A 16,874-nucleotide genomic window follows, 5' to 3' on the forward strand; every position below is an offset into this window, starting at 1 on the left:
GCTGTGTGGCGTGACATTTCGCCCCATCAGGCACGGCTAAAGAACGGGTTTTCGTTGCGCCAGCCGTGCGCATTGTGTAAGGGCAGCTATAAGGGTTTCGCGGCTTTTCGCGAGACCATGCTTCGATAGGGGCGGCGATGACCCCAAGGTGGCGCCGCGGCATTCAGGGAGAATTTTGAACGATGGCTGAGCATCATTCTGGACCGGTCGATGTGGGCGCTCCGATGGACTATCCGGAACACGAGAAGACCTACCTCATGTTCCTGAGTGCCTCGAAGTACGGCACGCTTTTCTGCGTCGCCCTGCTGATCGCGATGGCTGCCGGCTTCTTCACGACGATGGGCCTGATCTCCTCGATCGTGCTTTTCATTCTGATCAACGTCGCCGGTTTCTTCTTCCTTCGCTAATCGGCGCGACCAAACCGACTGTTGAGGGAGCGCACACCGTGCTGCCTCGGCGACCGGGCGTTTGCCCGGAAGAAGCTGCATGTCGCCGGCTGGAGGTGCCGACGCATATGGCTTGAGGCCCGGATGCCCGTCGTAGGGCAGAGGTGGATAGTCCTCACCCGAGTGAGGGAGGAGTGGACAGCAGGCCCGCAGAGCCCGATTGCGGCTCGATGCCGGTGGATCGCCAAAGGTCCCGCATCCAGGCGATGGCTTGCTCCAGACGATTGCGCCGGGCACAGGTGTGCCGCGCACATGAGGGCGTGTCGGCCCGGTAGGCCACCCGCTTTGCAGTCGGAGAGAATGCCCGCATTCCGGCCCTGGCTCGATTGCGGCCAGGAGGGGGGACTTGTGAGCGAGATCGTCTTCGTCGCCAAGGAAACGGATCCGAATGAGGGTCGCGTTGCCGCATCACCGGATACTGTGAAGAAACTGAAAGGTCTCGGCTTCGACGTCGTCGTCGAGGCGGGCGCCGGGTTTCTGTCGCGCATTCCGGATGCCGAGTTCGAAAAGTCCGGAGCCCGGATCGGCACGACGGCAGACTACAGGGCGGCGGATGTCGTGCTCAAGGTCCGTCGGCCGACGAGTGTCGAGATTGCCGGCTACAGGTCCGGCGCCATCGTCATCGCCATCATGGATCCCTACGGCAACGAGGCGGCGATCGCCGACATGGCGAATGCCGGATTGACCGCTTTTGCGATGGAGCTGATGCCGCGCATCACGCGCGCGCAGTCGATGGACGTGCTGTCCAGCCAGGCCAACCTCGCCGGCTATCAGGCGGTCATCGACGCGGCCTACGAATATGACCGGGCGCTGCCGATGATGATGACGGCGGCCGGCACGGTTCCTGCCGCCAAGGTCTTCGTCATGGGCGCCGGCGTTGCCGGTCTGCAGGCGATCGCGACGGCCCGCCGTCTCGGGGCCGTGGTCTCGGCAACCGACGTGCGTCCCGCCGCCAAGGAGCAGGTCGCCTCGCTCGGGGCCAAGTTCATCGCCGTCGAGGACGACGAGTTCAAGGCGGCTGAGACCGCCGGCGGCTACGCCAAGGAAATGTCCAAGGACTATCAGGCCAAGCAGGCAGCACTTGTCGCCGAGCATATCGCCAAGCAGGACATCGTTATTACCACGGCGCTTATCCCCGGCCGCCCGGCGCCGCGGCTCGTTACCCGCGAGATGCTGAAGAGCATGAAGCCCGGTTCGATCGCGGTCGACCTTGCGGTCGAGCGCGGCGGCAACGTCGAGGGGGCAGAGGCCGGCAAGGTCGCCGAGGTCGAAGGCGTCAAGGTTATCGGCCATCTGAATGTGCCTGGCCGCATCGCCGCTTCCGCCTCCGGGCTTTATGCCAAGAACCTCGTCACCTTCCTGGAGACGATGGTCTCCAAGGAGACCAAGGCGCTCGCGCTCAACATGGAAGACGAGCTCGTCAAGGCGACGGCGCTCACCCATGGCGGTCAGGTCGTGCATCCGAACTTCGGCGCCAGCAAGGGGGACAAGTGATGGCGAATGAACTTCTCGACAAGGCGCTCGCCGATCTCGACCGGGCGGTGGAAGCGGTCCGCACCGCGGCCGAGTATGTGCCGGATGCGGCCGGTGCCGTCGCCCATGGCGCCACCGGCGGGGCGATCGACCCCTTCGTCTTTCGCCTGGCGATCTTCGTGCTGGCGATCTTCGTCGGCTACTACGTGGTCTGGTCGGTGACGCCGGCGCTGCACACGCCGCTGATGGCGGTCACCAACGCGATCTCCTCGGTCATCGTCGTCGGCGCCCTGCTGGCGGTCGGCATTTCCGCCTCGGGGCTGGCGACCGGCTTTGGCTTCATTGCGCTGGTGCTGGCCTCGGTCAACATCTTCGGCGGCTTCCTCGTCACCCAGCGCATGCTGGCCATGTACAAGAAAAAAGACAAGTGAGGCCGGCCCGATGAACGCCAACTTCGCAGCCTTCCTCTATCTCGTCTCCGGCGTCCTGTTCATCATGGCGCTGCGCGGCCTCTCGCATCCGACCACCAGCCGCAAGGGCAATACCTACGGCATGGTCGGCATGGGCATCGCCATCGTCACGACGTTGCTGCTCGCCAAGCCGAGCTTCGGTGGCCTGATGCTGATCGTGCTTGGCCTTGCCATCGGCGGCGGTATTGGTGCGTTCATCGCCCGCCGCATCGCCATGACGTCGATGCCGCAACTTGTTGCTGCCTTTCACTCGCTGGTCGGTCTTGCGGCCGTCATGGTCGCGGCTGCCGCCATGTATGCGCCGGAAAGCTTCGGCATCGGTACGATCGGTGACATCCACGCGCAGGCGCTGGTCGAAATGTCGCTCGGCGTCGCCATCGGCGCGATCACCTTTACCGGCTCGGTCATCGCCTTCCTCAAGCTCGACGGTCGCATGTCCGGCAAGCCGATCATGCTTTCGGGTCGCCATGCGATCAATGCCGGTCTGGCCGCGGCGCTCGTCGTGCTGGTGATCATGCTGGTCCTGACCCAGAGCACGACGGTGTTCTGGCTGATCGTCGCACTGTCGCTGGCGCTCGGCGTGCTGATCATCATTCCGATCGGCGGCGCCGACATGCCGGTGGTGGTCTCGATGCTCAACTCCTATTCGGGCTGGGCGGCGGCCGGCATCGGCTTCACACTCGGCAACCTGGCGCTGATCATCACCGGGGCGCTCGTCGGTTCGTCCGGTGCGATCCTCTCCTACATCATGTGCAAGGGCATGAACCGCTCGTTCATCTCGGTCATCCTCGGCGGCTTCGGCGGTGAGACAGCAGCGGCCGGCAGTGACGACGGCGTCCAGCGCACGGTCAAGCAGGGCTCGGCCGATGACGCGGCCTTCCTGATGGCGAACGCCTCCAAGGTGATCATCGTGCCCGGCTACGGCATGGCGGTTGCTCAGGCGCAGCATGCGCTGCGCGAAATGGCCGATCAGCTGAAGGCGGCCGGCGTCGAGGTCAAATATGCGATCCATCCGGTCGCGGGCCGCATGCCCGGCCATATGAACGTTCTGCTGGCGGAAGCAAACGTTCCCTATGACGAAGTGTTCGAGCTCGAGGATATCAATTCCGAGTTCGCGCAGGCCGATGTCGCCTATGTCATCGGCGCCAATGACGTCACCAACCCGGCGGCGCGCGACGACAAGTCCTCGCCGATCTACGGCATGCCGATCCTCGACGTGGACAAGGCCAAGACCTGCCTGTTCGTCAAGCGTTCGCTCGGCTCCGGCTATGCCGGCATCGACAACACGCTGTTCTACAAGGACGGCACGATGATGCTGCTTGGTGATGCCAAGAAGGTGACGGAAGACATCGTCAAGGCGCTGCACGCCTGAGGGCTGCTCGCATCGACCGATAAAGAAACGCCCGCCTTTCGGCGGGCGTTTCGCGTTGAAGGAGATGCGCGCGCCGTATGCGGCGATGTGTCGAGCTTTAGTCCAGGTCGACTTAGCCAGCCGGTGCCAGTGTCAGCTCGTCAATGCCGACGGCGAGGTTCAGGCCTTCCTGCACCTGGACATTGACCGGCTGTAGCATAAACGCCTTGTTGGTGCCGCCGCCGATCACCTTGGCGCCACCGCCGACGGCGAGACTCGCATCGGCGCCGACGCCGTAATACTCACCGGCAAGCGCGAATTCGCTGATCGGTGTGCCTGTCTTGGCAAGCACGTCCCAGATCATCGTGCTCTTTCCCGTCTTGCCGATGTCGATGCCGATCTTGCGGATCGTGCCGGCATAGACGGCCTTCGGTGCGCCATTGGTGGGCGTGAAGGTGCACATCAGGTTCTTGGTTGAGGTCAGGATCATGCCAGTGCCGCCTTCCGAACCACAAACGAGGCGGCCAAGGGCGACATAGTTTTGCGCGGCGGCCGGGCCCGTGGCAAGCGCGGCGAGCGCCAGCGCAGTGACGAGGGTTCGTTTGATCATGGCTAGTCTCCGTTCTTGATGCTTCAAGCAAACGGATGGCGGGCAGGAAGGTTCCGCTGTGCAGGGGCAATGCCTGCAAACGAAAACGCCCGCGATGCGGTCGCGGGCGTTTCGAAATGCGTGAACGGGTTGGCTCAGGATGCCTTGACGCGGGCAAGGCCTGCGCGGGCCGGCTCGTATTTCGGGTCGAGCTGCAGCGCGTGCGAATAGGATTTCGACGCTTTGGCCTTGTCGCCCTTGCGCTCGTAGATCAGCGCCTGGTTGGCCCAGGATTCGGCGACCTTGCCGTTCAGGTTGATCGCGGTGTTGAAGTCGGAGAAGGCGTTGTCGTCGTCGCCTTGCGCGACATAGGAGATGCCGCGGCCGTTATAGGGTTCCGGCGAGCTCGGCGACAGCGAGATCGCGGTCGAGAAGTCTTCGATCGCCTGACCGTGCTGGTTGCGTGCCTGGTAGATCAGGCCGCGATTGTGATAGGCGCGCGGATCGGTGGTATCGAGCTGGATGGCCTTGTTGAAATCGTTGAAGGCGGAATCGAGCTGGCCGGCCTGGCGATAGAGATTGCCGCGGCCGATATAAGCGACGTCGTAGTTGGCGTTGAGCTGCAGGGCCGTGTTGTAGTCGGCAAGCGCTGCCTGGGTATTGCCCATGTTGCGATGAACGAGCGCCCGGTTGGCATAGGCCTGGTAGAAGCGCGGGTTCAGCTTGATCGCCTGGTCGAAATCGGCAATCGCGCGGCGGTATTCGCCGGCGCGGCCGTAAGCCGAGCCGCGGACATTGTAGCCTTCCGGATCGCTCGGGTTGGAGGCGATGACGCTCGAAAGCGAGGCGATGTTTTCCTGCGAGCCCTGTTCGCGCTCGACCTTGTTGGTGACGGAGTCCGGACCGTCGGTCGTGCAGCCGGCGATGAGGAGGGCCGAGCCGAGAAGCAGCATGGCGGCAAGCCTCGGCTTGCGCTGGTGGCGGCGAGACGCCTCATGGACATTAAAACCGGAGACGTCCGCAGTCATGGCAGCAAGTGTCAAAGGTTGATCCCTCAAATCGACAAGGTCTCGAAAGCCATCGGCTTTCCGTTTCTGGAGCCGCTGAACTCCCCGCGGGCTCCTCAAGCCGGGCCAAAGTCGGCCTTGGCAGACCACCGGTCCAAACACTCCGGTCGGTCGTCCGTCGGTGGCAGCGTCGAGCACGCTAGCCTGTCGGCGGAAAAGATGTCCATACCAAAAAAAGGCGGTGGCGATATTTCGCCCCCGCCACGACTTACATCGAATAGCGTCGAAAAAACGACAAATCAGCGAGCCAGGAGGCCTTCGCGCTGTGCACGCTTGCGTGCCAGCTTGCGGACGCGGCGAACGGCTTCAGCCTTTTCGCGAGCGCGCTTCTGGGACGGCTTCTCGTAGTAGTCACGCATCTTCATTTCGCGGAAAATGCCTTCGCGCTGCATCTTCTTCTTGAGAGCGCGGAGCGCCTGATCGACATTGTTATCGCGGACTAGTACCTGCACGTGAATCCCGTTCCTTGGTTCGTGTTGTTTGCTGCTCCGTCAGGTGCGGAGGCAAAAGAGTGACATTCGCTAAGCTGGAAGCTTTACGATTAGATGAGCGGATACCAGATCATCAGGCGAAAGTCCAGCGACGACATGAGGCGGCGCTGAAAAAAACCTGAGATACGAGTGTCGCGCGACTTCTCCCCCGCCGCTTAACCGATCCATAGTCATGTCGCAACTGCGCGCAAGTCCACGCAAATGCGTCGCAAAAGAAACGTTGCGCAGGTCTCGGATTTGCGATTTCTAACTCCAACGAGAATGATCACCGGGAGTAACGGGCCGATGCGCAAATATTCAGTTTTCGCCGTGGCGCGCGAGGCGCTGCGCGGCCACAAGGGATGGGGCCCGCACTGGGCATCGCCGGAGCCGCGAAAGGAGTATGACGCCATCATCATCGGCGGCGGCGGCCATGGCTTGGGAGCAGCCTATTACCTTGCCAAGGAGCACGGCATCACAAATGTCGCGGTGCTCGAAAAGGGATGGATCGGCGGCGGCAATACCGGCCGCAACACGACGATCATCCGGTCCAACTATCTCTATGAAGAGAGCATGGACATCTACGAGCATTCGCTGAAGCTCTGGGAAAACCTCTCGCAGGATCTGAACTACAACGTCATGTATTCGCCCCGCGGCGTGATGATGCTGTCGCACAACATCCATGACCAGCAGTCGTTCAAGCGCCACATCAATGCCAACCGTCTCTACGGCATCGACAACGAGTGGCTGACGCCGGAGCAGGCCAAGGCCTATTGCCCGCCGCTCGATATCGCCAAGACTGCGCGCTACCCGATCAACGGGGCGGCCCTGCAGCGCCGTGGCGGCACGGCCCGCCACGATGCGGTTGCCTGGGGCTATGCGCGTGCGGCCTCCGACCGCGGCGTGCACATCATCCAGAACTGCGAAGTGACCGGGATCCGCCGCGACGAGACCGGCCGGGTCGTCGGGGTCGACACCAATCGCGGCTATATCGGCGCTAAGAAGGTCGGCATTTCCGCCGCCGGCCACACCTCGGTGCTGATGCAGATGGCCGATGTGCGCGTGCCGCTGCAGAGCCAGCCGCTGCAGGCGCTGGTCTCCGAACCGCTGAAGCCGATCTTCCCCTGCGTCGTCATGTCGAACTCGGTGCATGCCTATATCTCGCAGTCCGACAAGGGCGAGTTCGTCATCGGCGCCGGCACCGACCAGTACAATTCCTATTCGCAGACCGGCGGCCTGCAGATCATTACCCATACGCTCGATGCGATCTGCGAGCTCTTCCCGATGTTCCGCCGCGTCAAGATGATGCGGCAGTGGGGCGGCATCGTCGACGTCACCCAGGACCGCTCGCCGATCCAGGGTGTCACGCCGGTTCCGGGCCTCTACCTGAACGCCGGCTGGGGTACGGGCGGCTTCAAGGCGACGCCGGGCTCGGCCCATCTCTTCGCCCATCTGATCGCCAAGGGCGAGCCGCATCGTCTCGCCGCAGGGTTGACGCTGGAGCGCTTCCGCACCGGCCGGCTCATCGACGAAGCGGCTGCCGCCGCCGTTGCGCACTGAGGATTTCGAGATGCTTCTGATCTACTGCCCCTATTGCGAGGAAGAGCGTTCCGAGCTCGAGTTCCGCGGTGCCGGCGACGCCCATATCGCCCGTCCGGAAAACATCGCCGACATCACCGACGAACAGTTCGAGGAATATTTCTTCCTGCGTCAGAACCCCAAGGGTCTGATCTTCGAACGCTGGCGCCACATCCATGGCTGCGGCCGATTCTTCAACGCCGCCCGCGACACGGTCAGCGACCGTTTCTACACCACCTACAAGGCTGGCGAACCGAAGCCTGACATCGCCACCATTCTCCAGAGCGAGCAGGACAAGAACGGCCAGGATAAGGGAGCCGCGAAATGATGGGCGCCAATCGCATTCCAGGCGTCGGCCGCCTGACCCCCGCCCGCACCGCGCGCTTCACCTTCGACGGCCGCACGCTGACGGCGCTCGAGGGCGACACGGTCGCTTCGGCGCTGCTTGCCAACGGCATTCATCTGGTCGGCCGTTCGTTCAAGTACCACCGCCCGCGCGGCATTCTTTCGGCCGGAGCCGAGGAGCCGAACGCGCTGCTCGACGTCTCGCGGGATGCCGCCCGCCGCCAGCCGAACGTGCGCGCCACGGTGCAGGAAGTCTTCGACGGCATGAAGGTGGAATCGCAGAACCGCTGGCCGTCGCTTGCCTTCGACGTCGGCGGCTTCAACGATCTCCTGTCGCCTTTCTTTGCCGCCGGGTTCTACTACAAGACCTTCATGTGGCCGAAGGCTGCCTGGCACGCGATCTACGAACCCTTCATCCGCCGTGCTGCCGGCCTCGGCGTTACGCCGACGGAAGCCGATCCGGATCACTATGCCAGCCGCTACGCGCATTGCGATGTGCTTGTCATCGGTGCGGGTGTTGCCGGTCTATCCGCAGCACTTGCCGCTGCCAAGGCCGGCGCCAAGGTGATCATCTGCGACGAGCAGCCGGAAGTCGGTGGTGCGCTTCGCTACGAGAGCGGCACGACCATCGACGGCAAGGATGGCTGGGACTGGGCGCAGGAGACCGCCAAGACGCTTGCCTCCATGGACAACGTCACGGTGCTCACCCGCACCACCGGCTTCGGCTACTACAACCACAATTTCGTCGGCCTCGTCGAGCGCGTGACCGATCATCTGGCGGCCCTCGACAAGTCGCTGCCGCGTGAACGGCTGTGGCAGGTGCGCGCCAAGAAGGTGATCCTCGCCAACGGCCAGATCGAGCGGCACATGGTGTTCGCCAACAACGACCGCCCGGGCATCATGCTCGCTTCGGCCGGCCGCACCTATCTCAATCACTTCGGCGTCGCAGTCGGCTCCAAGGTTGGCGTCTACACGGCGCATGACTCGGCCTATGAGGCGGCCTTCGACCTGAAGCGGGCCAGTGTTTCGGTTCCTGTTATCGTCGACTGCCGCGAAAATCCGGGCGAGGCGGTGCTGGCGGAAGCGCGCAAGCTCGGCATCGAGGTGCTGACCGGGCATTCGGTGATCAAGGCCGGTGGCAAGCTCCGCGTCAACTCGATCAGTGTCGCCCGCAATGGCGGCGGCTCGGCCCGCAAGTTCGCCGTCGACGCGCTTTTGGTCTCGGCCGGCTGGACACCGTCGGTGCACCTGTTCTCGCAGTCGCGCGGCAAGGTGAAGTTCGATGCGGCGACGCAGCGCTTCCTGCCAGGCACGTACCTGCAGGATTGCCTGTCGATCGGCGCCTGCAACGGCACCGACGACCTGCAGGCAACCATCGACGAGGCGCTTGCGGCCGGCGAACTGACCGCGCGTGCGGCCGGTACAGAGGGCGGTGCGCAGGTGACGCTTTCGGGCGAAAACCGCTACGGCTGGACCGGCGGCATGATCGGCGCTGCCGAAGGCGCTGGTCCCGATACCACGGTCAAGGCCTTCATCGACTTCCAGCACGACGTCTGCGCCAAGGACATTCGTCTGGCGGTGCGCGAAGGCATGCACTCGATCGAGCACATCAAGCGCTTCACCACCAACGGCATGGCGTCCGACCAGGGCAAGCTTTCCAACATGCATGGTCTGGCGATCGCCGCCGAAGCGCTTGGCAAGGACATTCCGCAGGTGGGTCTGACGACCTTCCGCCAGCCCTACACGCCGGTGACCTTCGGAGCGATCGTCAACCACTCGCGTGGTGCCCTGTTCGACCCCGCGCGCAAGACGCCGATCCACGCCTGGGAGGAGGCGCATGGCGCCGAGTTCGAGGATGTCGGCAACTGGAAGCGCGCCTGGTTCTACCCGCGCTCCGGCGAAGACATGCATGAGGCGGTCGCGCGCGAGTGCAAGACGGTGCGCGACGTGGCTGGTGTCTTCGACGCCTCGACGCTCGGCAAGATCGAGGTTGTTGGCCCGGATGCGGCGCAGTTCCTCAATCTCATGTACACCAACGCCTGGGACAACCTGAAGCCCGGCCGCTGCCGCTACGGCATCATGCTGCGCGACGACGGCTTCGTCTATGACGACGGCGTGGTCGGTCGACTGGCCGAGGATCGCTTCCACGTGACGACCACGACCGGCGGTGCGCCGCGCGTCATGAACCACATGGAAGATTATCTGCAGACCGAGTTCCCGCACCTGAAGGTGTGGCTGACCTCGACGACGGAACAGTGGGCCGTCATCGCCGTGCAGGGACCGAAGGCGCGCGAGATCATCGCTCCGCTCGTCGAGGGCATCGACCTCTCCAACGAGGCCTTCCCGCACATGAGCGTCGCCGAGGGCAGGATCTGCGGCGTGCCGACACGGCTCTTCCGCATGTCGTTCACCGGCGAGCTGGGCTTCGAAGTCAACGTGCCGGCGGACTACGGCCAGGCGGTATGGGAAGCGATCTGGGCGCGGGCCGAGCCGATGGGCGCCTGCGCCTATGGCACGGAAACCATGCACGTGCTGCGCGCCGAAAAGGGCTACATCATCGTCGGCCAGGATACCGACGGTACGCTGACGCCGGACGATGCCGGCCTCTCCTGGGCCGTCTCGAAGAAGAAGCCCGACTTCGTCGGTATCCGCGGCCTGAAACGCCCGGATCTCGTCAAGGATGGCCGCAAGCAGCTCGTCGGTCTTCTCACCAAGGATCCGAAGGTGGTGCTGGAGGAAGGCGCGCAGATCGTCGCCGACCCGAACCAGCCGAAGCCGATGACCATGCTCGGTCACGTGACGTCGTCCTACTGGTCGGCAAACTGCGGTCGCTCGATTGCGCTGGCCATGGTGGCCGGTGGCCGCGAGCGCCTCGGCCAGACGCTCTACGTGCCGATGACCGATCGCACCATTGCCGTCGAAGTGAGCGACATGGTGTTCTTTGACAAGGAAGGGGGCCGCCTCCATGGCTGACCAGGTTACTGCAAGCCGCAAGGCGGCACTCACCGCGCGCGGGGGCTCGGCCGAGGCGATCCTGACGCCTGCACCGGCAGCAACGCGCATTTCGCTGCGCGCCGGCGCCGACGCACTGCCGGCCCTTTCGGCCGCACTTGGCGTGACGCTGCCGACCCGGCCGAAGACCTCGGCTTCTTCCGGCCAGCGCCATGCGCTGTGGATCGGCCCGGACGAGTGGCTGGTCATCGATGAGAGCCAAGCCGACCTGATGGCGGCAGCGGCCTCAAGCGGCACGCTGCATTCGGCGGTCGACATTTCGCATCGCAACGTCGCCGTCATTGTCAGCGGTCCGGGCGCCGACGTGGCTATCAACAGCGGCTGCCCGCAGGATCTGTCGCTGGCGATCTTCCCGGTAGGTGGCTGCTCGCGCACGATCCTCGGCAAGGCGGAGATCATCCTCTTCCGCACAGCTGAGGATCAGTTCCGGGTCGAGTGCTGGCGGTCGTTCTCGCCCTTCGTCTTCGGACTGCTTTCCGAGGGCGCTGCTGACGCCGGCCACTAAATGAAAAAGCCGGGAGGTGCGAGCAAGCACCTCCCGGCATTCGAAGACTGTTTGAAACAGCTCGCTCTCATTGCCGAGCGAGCAAGATACCTTTTTCGAGGAGCGTGCGCTTCGTCGCGTCGTTCAGGTCGTAATCCTGAAGGTGCTCGGGTTCGACCCAGGCATGTTCGACGAACTCGTCGTTGAGGCTGACCTCGCGATTTTCGGCCTCACAGTCAAAGATCAGATAGATCATATGAAGCTGCTCGGTTGAGCCGTCGGCATAGGACTTTGTCCGGATGTCGTCCCGGAAGGTCCAGGGCTTGATCGTTCCGATCTCCAGACGGTCTCCAAGCTCTTCCCGGATTTCACGGCGCAGGCCCTCATCGAGACGTTCGCCCGGCTCGAGGCCGCCACCCGAAAGCGCCCATTGCCCGGGAAACACGCCGCGATCGGGCGGCATCTTGCAGAGCAGGTAGGCGCCCCTGTTCTGAATGAGCGGGCAGACGATGATACGCTGGCGCAATGACTTCTCCATTTACTGATTTGGCGACCACGACAGCCGCCTGGCTTTTTTACGCGAAGCGCAAGTACCAGAAGAGCGCAATCTCGTGCGTTCCCGGCGTCAATGCCGAATAGAGGTGTCGGTCGTGGCCGGCGAGCTCGAAGCCGTAGCGCTCGTAAAAGCGGCAGGCGGCGACATTGTTCGATTGGGTCTCAAGCCTGATCCCCGGCAGGCCCCGTTCCCGCGCCCAGGACACTGCCCTGTCCATGAGAGCTCGCGCGACGCCGGCGCGGCGCGCGTCCTTGTCGACGGCGATATCGTCCACCTCGGCATAGCCGTTCCACGCCTTCGAGAGTGCAATGTAACCGGCGAGCCGGCCGTCGAGACGCGCTGTGAAGAGGGCGGCATCCGGCCCAGCCGCGGTCTCCACAAGCTCGTCCGGGTCGGATCCATAGGTCTTGATGTAGCTCTCGACCGGAGCGACGTCGCCGAGATCGGGGCCGATGAAGGGCGGCCGTGCCTCGGACGTGACCTCGAAGGAAAAGTCGCAGCCGGCAAAGTCGCTGACGAAACGCCCGTCGGCCGGCTCGACGATGACTGCTACTGTCATGGGATCTTCCTGCTCAAACCGCCTCAGGCATCGGCGGGGCGATCCTTGGGATCGAACTGGATGATCGTCTGCCAGGTTGCCGTCAGCGCCGGCTTGCGCTCGCCTTCGATCTCGACGCTGACGTCGTAGGTGATCATCAGCATGCTGGCGCCGCGGAAGCGGGCATCGGCCATGGTGAAGTGGCCGCGCACCTTGGCGCCGCTCTTCACCGGCGCGATGAAGCGCACTTTCTCGAAGCCGTAATTGATGCCCATGGTCTGTTCGCGGATTTTCGGCAGGCAATTGTAGTTCATCGCGGAGAGCAACGAGAGCGACAGGAAGCCATGCGCGATCGTGCCGCCGAAGGGCGTTTCGGCAGCGGCCCGCACCGGGTCGACGTGAATATACTGATAGTCGCTGGTTGCCTCGGCGAATTTGTCGATTGTTTCCTGCGTGACCGTGATCCAGTCGGAAACGCCGACCTCCTTGCCGACCAGCACCTTGATCTCAGAAAGTGAAATGTCGTGCAGCATGTAAACGCCTCGAAACAAGCCCCCCAAGCGATCTATAGGCTCGCCCGTTGCAACCTGCAAGTGGTGGAAAAGCTTTAGAAAACCTCGACGAAGAAGGCAACCGAGCGCGGCGCCACGTGATCGGCGGGGGATGACGCTGCGAGCGCATCCTGCCATTTTCCATCGACGCTGTCGGGCAGGCGGAGGGGATGCGGCGCATGGCTGCGATTGATGACGACGGCAAGCCGCGTTGCCCGCTTCTGCGTGCGGTCGGGGGTGGTCAGCACCATTGTCAGATTGTCCGTTGCCGGATGCTCCCAGTCGGTCACGGTCATCGGGTGACCGTCGAGACGGCACCACTCGACGTCGCCGTTTCCTGTCAGGAACGTGGTCTCGTCGAAAACGCCGAAGCGGGAGCGCATGGCTGACAGGGCCTCAGTATGGGCGACGATCTCGTCGTCCATCGCCGTCCAGTCGAGCCAGGTGATGGCGTTGTCCTGGCAGTAGGCGTTGTTGTTGCCCCGCTGGCTGCGCCCGGCTTCGTCGCCGGCGGTCAGCATGATCGTGCCGCGGGTGGCAAAGAGCGTTCCGATGAGCGCCATCACGTCATGGCGGCGAGCCGCCTTGATTTCCGGATCCGCCGTCGGCCCTTCGGCGCCATTGTTCCAGGAATGGTTCTCGTTGTGGCCGTCGCGATTTTCCTCGCCGTTCGCCTCGTTGTGCTTGCCGGCATAGGAGACGAGATCGGCCAGCGTGAAGCCGTCATGGGCGGCGATGAAGTTGACCGTGCGCGTGCCGCTCTCACCCCAGCGGGCGAAACTGCCTGAGGAGCCGGCAAGCGCTGTCGCCAGCGCGCCGATCGAATGGCGATCGCCGCGCCAGTAGATGCGGAGGTCGTCGCGGGCGCGGTCGTTCCACTCGAGGAAGGGCGCGGGGAAATTGCCGAGCTGGTAGCCACCGGGACCGATATCCCAGGGCTCGGCGATCAGCACCCGGTCGGCAAGCAGCGGATCGGCCGCAATCGCCTGAAAGAGTGGGGCATCGCGGTGGAAGCCGCCCATGTCGCGGCCGAGGATCGAGGCGAGATCGAAGCGGAAGCCGTCGACGCCGGCAGCGCTGACGAAGTGGCGCAGGCTGTCGAGGATCAGTGCCTCGACAACCGGATTGTCGCAGGCGATCGTGTTGCCGCAGCCGGTATCGTTGATCAGTTCGCCCGGGCGGTCGGTGGCGTGACGATAATAAGTCAGGTTGTCGAGCCCGCGCATCGACAGCGTTGTGCCGAAGCAATCGCTTTCACCGGAGTGGTTGAAAACGAGATCGAGGATGACGCCGATGCCGGCCTTGCGCAGCGCCTCGACGGTCTTTCGCAGCTCCTTGATGCCGCCCGGCACCAGGCGCGGATCGAGTGCCATAGGGGCGATCGGATTATAACCCCAGCCGTTCTTCAGACCGAGCGGTGGCAGATGGCGTTCGTCGATCCAGGCGACGATCGGCATCAGCTCGATGGCCGAGACGCCGAGGCGCTTCAGATGTTCGATGATGGCGGGCTCGGCGAGGGCGGCCACCGTGCCGCGCTTGGCTTTGGGTACGTCGGGATGGAGGATGGTGAAAGGCTTGACGGCGATTTCGTAGACAAGGCCGCCGGAGCGAAAGAGCGGCGCCTTCACCTTGGCAGCCTTCACCTCGGTGACGATCGCTTTCGGTACGAGGTCGGCGGTGTCTTCGCCAAAGATCGTCAGGCGCGGATGATGGCCAAACGGGCGGTCGAGTTCGATGGCATAGGGATCGACGAGAAGCTTGGATGGATCGAACCAGAGACCGTGATCGGGCGAATAGACGCCATCGGCCCGGAAGCCGTAGCGCGTTCCTTTCGGCGCGTCGGCAACCTTCAAGCTGTGAATGTCGCCGTTCCGCGTCATCGGCAGCTGGCGCAGCTGTTTGGCGCCTGATTTGTCGAAAAGGCAGAGATCGATACGGGCGGCATTGTGCGACCAGACCGAAAACACGGTGCCTTCGGAGGTGATGGTGGCACCGAGGGGTGGGTTTCCTTTGGTCGGCATGAAGGCGGCCCTCTTCGTGGTGTCGTCGGTGTGTGTGACCCACCCCCCTCTGCCCGGCCGGGCATCTGCCCCACAAGGGGGAGGTTGACTTGTGGCATCCTCCCATTCCACCGATAAACCGATGCGTTGGTTTACGGGCGAGGGGATCCCTGCGACGTCAACGCCATCTTAGGGCAAGGCCGTGCCGCAGATCGATCTCCCCCTTGTGAGGGAGATGCCCGGCAGGGCAGAGGGGGGTAAGCGGCAAACGAAAAAGGGCCGCATCAGCGGCCCCGATAGTGCGGTATTTCAGGTAATGACGCTCGGCTCGGTGCGGCCGGTGCGGGTCTTGATGCTGGCGATCTCTTCGGCAACGGCGATGAGATCGGCGAGCGCCGTCTGCGTCTCGATATCGTGACGCGAGGCGTCCGGCTCGAAGCGCTCGATATAGACGCGCAGCGTTGCTCCCGATGTGCCGGTGCCCGACAGGCGGAAGACGACGCGGGAGCCGCCTTCGAACAGGATGCGGATGCCCTGGTTCTTGCTGACGGAATGGTCGACCGGATCGTTGTAGGCGAAGTCGTCCGCGGTCGCGACCTTGAGCGCGCCGAAGGACTTGCCGGGCAGCGTGGCAAGCTGGTCGCGCAGGTTGGCGATCAGGCCATTGGCCGCATCAGAATCGACCTCTTCGTAGTCGTGGCGCGAATAGTAGTTGCGGCCGTAGGTCGCCCAATGGTTCTTGACGATGTCGAGCGCGCTTTCCTTGCGCACCGCCAGAATGTTGAGCCACAGCAGGACTGCCCAGAGCCCGTCCTTCTCGCGCACGTGGTTGGAGCCGGTGCCCGCACTTTCCTCGCCGCAGATCGTCGCCATGCCCTCGTCGAGCAGGTTGCCGAAGAACTTCCAGCCGGTCGGCGTCTCGTAGATGCCGATGCCGAGCTTTTCGGCGACACGGTCGGCAGCACCACTGGTCGGCATCGAACGGGCGATACCTGCAAGACCCTTGGCATAGCCGGGTGCCAGATGCGCGTTGGCGGCGAGCATGGCCAGACTGTCGGACGGTGTGATGAAGATGCCGCGGCCGATGACGAGGTTGCGGTCGCCGTCGCCGTCGGAAGCGGCGCCGAAATCCGGTGCGTCGGGCGCCATCATCGTCTCATAGAGTGCGCGGGCATGAACCAGATTCGGGTCCGGGTGGTGGCCGCCGAAATCGGGCAGCGGGATGAAGTTCATCACCGAGCCCTTAGGCGCGCCGAGTCGCTTTTCGATGATCTCCTTGGCATAGGGACCGGTAACGGCGCTCATCGCATCGAAGACGACGCGGAAGCCGCCTTCAATCATTTTGCGGATCGCGCCGAAGTCGAACAGGCTTTCCATCAACTCGGCATAATCGGCGACGGGATCGATGACGGTGATCGTCATGCCGTCGATGTCCTGCGTGCCTTCGGCATCAAGGTTGATGTCGGCGACATCGGAGATCTTGTAGCTGTCGATCACCTTGCTGCGCGCGAAGATCGCGTCAGTGATCTTCTCCGGTGCCGGGCCGCCATTGCCGATGTTGTACTTGATGCCGAAGTCTTCGGTCGGGCCGCCAGGATTGTGGCTGGCCGACAACACGATGCCGCCAAAGGCTTTGTACTTGCGGATGACGTTGGAGGCAGCCGGCGTCGACAGGATGCCGCCGCGGCCGACGAGCACGCGGCCGAAGCCGTTGGCCGCCGCCATCTTGATGGCGATCTGGATGACTTCGCGGTTGTAGAAGCGACCGTCGCCGCCGATGACAAGCGTTTCGCCCTGAAAGCCTTCGAGCGAATCGAAGATCGACTGGATGAAGTTCTCGGCATAGTTCTTCTGCTGGAAGACCGGGACCTTCTTGCGCAGCCCTGACGTGCCAGGCTTCTGGTCGCCGTAGGGGGTTGTGGTAACCGTTCTTATCATGCTGAC

The 16,874-nt window shown here is 63.6% G+C and carries 16 protein-coding genes; 8 read left to right on the forward strand and 8 right to left on the reverse strand.

Annotated features, from left to right (window positions below; all coding sequences use genetic code 11):
- Positions 1-182: 182 nt before the first annotated feature.
- The 4 genes from ASD01_RS33750 (at position 183) to ASD01_RS33765 (ending at position 3,761) form a co-directional block, all read left to right on the forward strand.
- On the forward strand, positions 183-407 hold the full coding sequence (locus ASD01_RS33750) for an aa3-type cytochrome c oxidase subunit IV (protein ID WP_034786900.1): 225 nt from the start codon (positions 183-185) through the stop codon (positions 405-407).
- 387 nt (positions 408-794) lie between these two features.
- Positions 795-1,940, forward strand: coding sequence for a Re/Si-specific NAD(P)(+) transhydrogenase subunit alpha (locus tag ASD01_RS33755; protein ID WP_034787268.1), 1,146 nt, complete (start codon positions 795-797; stop codon positions 1,938-1,940).
- On the forward strand, positions 1,940-2,350 hold the full coding sequence (locus ASD01_RS33760; RefSeq protein WP_034786897.1) for an NAD(P) transhydrogenase subunit alpha part 2: 411 nt from the start codon (positions 1,940-1,942) through the stop codon (positions 2,348-2,350). Before ASD01_RS33755 ends, ASD01_RS33760 begins: the two co-directional genes overlap by 1 nt.
- Before the next feature lie 10 nt (positions 2,351-2,360).
- Positions 2,361-3,761: an NAD(P)(+) transhydrogenase (Re/Si-specific) subunit beta gene (locus ASD01_RS33765; protein WP_034786893.1), complete on the forward strand. Its 1,401-nt coding sequence runs from the start codon at positions 2,361-2,363 to the stop codon at positions 3,759-3,761.
- Positions 3,762-3,873: 112 nt separating this feature from the next.
- On the opposite strand, the gene ASD01_RS33770 is transcribed toward ASD01_RS33765, so the two are convergent.
- From ASD01_RS33770 to rpsU, 3 genes are all read right to left on the reverse strand, one after another.
- Positions 3,874-4,350: a DUF992 domain-containing protein gene (locus tag ASD01_RS33770; protein WP_034786890.1), complete on the reverse strand. Its 477-nt coding sequence runs from the start codon at positions 4,348-4,350 to the stop codon at positions 3,874-3,876.
- A 134-nt stretch (positions 4,351-4,484) separates the two neighbouring features.
- A complete protein-coding gene (locus tag ASD01_RS33775; protein ID WP_034786887.1) occupies positions 4,485-5,372 on the reverse strand; it encodes a tetratricopeptide repeat protein in 888 nt (295 codons plus the stop codon).
- 263 nt (positions 5,373-5,635) lie between these two features.
- On the reverse strand, positions 5,636-5,848 hold the full coding sequence (gene rpsU, locus ASD01_RS33780) for a 30S ribosomal protein S21 (protein ID WP_034786884.1): 213 nt from the start codon (positions 5,846-5,848) through the stop codon (positions 5,636-5,638).
- 324 nt (positions 5,849-6,172) lie between these two features.
- Here rpsU and ASD01_RS33785 point away from each other — a divergent pair, with 324 nt between their 5' ends.
- From ASD01_RS33785 to soxG, 4 genes are read left to right on the forward strand one after another with little or no spacing between them, the layout of a single operon-like run.
- Positions 6,173-7,426 carry a sarcosine oxidase subunit beta family protein gene (locus tag ASD01_RS33785; protein WP_034786880.1) on the forward strand — a complete coding sequence of 418 codons (1,254 nt, stop codon included), beginning with the start codon at positions 6,173-6,175 and terminating at the stop codon, positions 7,424-7,426.
- Between the two features lie 10 nt (positions 7,427-7,436).
- A complete protein-coding gene (locus ASD01_RS33790) occupies positions 7,437-7,772 on the forward strand; it encodes a sarcosine oxidase subunit delta (RefSeq protein WP_034786877.1) in 336 nt (111 codons plus the stop codon).
- On the forward strand, positions 7,769-10,762 hold the full coding sequence (locus ASD01_RS33795) for a sarcosine oxidase subunit alpha (protein WP_034786875.1): 2,994 nt from the start codon (positions 7,769-7,771) through the stop codon (positions 10,760-10,762). Before ASD01_RS33790 ends, ASD01_RS33795 begins: the two co-directional genes overlap by 4 nt.
- Positions 10,755-11,306 (forward strand): sarcosine oxidase subunit gamma family protein, encoded by a 552-nt coding sequence (gene soxG / locus ASD01_RS33800; RefSeq protein ID WP_034786872.1) that lies wholly within the window; start codon positions 10,755-10,757, stop codon positions 11,304-11,306. The genes ASD01_RS33795 and soxG overlap by 8 nt, the downstream gene beginning before the upstream one ends.
- 67 nt (positions 11,307-11,373) lie before the next feature.
- Here the strand turns inward: soxG and nudI are convergent, their stop codons facing one another.
- The 5 genes from nudI to ASD01_RS33825 all read right to left on the reverse strand — a co-directional run bounded on the left by nudI (position 11,374) and on the right by ASD01_RS33825 (position 16,868).
- Complete coding sequence (gene nudI, locus ASD01_RS33805) at positions 11,374-11,811, reverse strand: nucleoside triphosphatase NudI (RefSeq protein WP_034786869.1); 438 nt, start codon at positions 11,809-11,811, stop codon at positions 11,374-11,376.
- A 49-nt stretch (positions 11,812-11,860) separates the two neighbouring features.
- Complete coding sequence (locus ASD01_RS33810) at positions 11,861-12,400, reverse strand: GNAT family N-acetyltransferase (protein ID WP_034786865.1); 540 nt, start codon at positions 12,398-12,400, stop codon at positions 11,861-11,863.
- Positions 12,401-12,423: 23 nt separating this feature from the next.
- The gene (locus ASD01_RS33815) at positions 12,424-12,912 is read right to left on the reverse strand and encodes a MaoC family dehydratase (protein WP_034786863.1); all 489 of its coding nucleotides are present in this window, start codon (positions 12,910-12,912) and stop codon (positions 12,424-12,426) included.
- Between the two features lie 74 nt (positions 12,913-12,986).
- On the reverse strand, positions 12,987-14,951 hold the full coding sequence (gene glgX / locus ASD01_RS33820; protein ID WP_060645019.1) for a glycogen debranching protein GlgX: 1,965 nt from the start codon (positions 14,949-14,951) through the stop codon (positions 12,987-12,989).
- 288 nt (positions 14,952-15,239) lie between these two features.
- The gene (locus tag ASD01_RS33825; protein WP_034786858.1) at positions 15,240-16,868 is read right to left on the reverse strand and encodes an alpha-D-glucose phosphate-specific phosphoglucomutase; all 1,629 of its coding nucleotides are present in this window, start codon (positions 16,866-16,868) and stop codon (positions 15,240-15,242) included.
- Positions 16,869-16,874: the final 6 nt, after the last annotated feature.

Source organism: Ensifer sp. Root423, assembly GCF_001426275.1.
GTDB lineage: Bacteria > Pseudomonadota > Alphaproteobacteria > Rhizobiales > Rhizobiaceae > Ensifer > Ensifer adhaerens.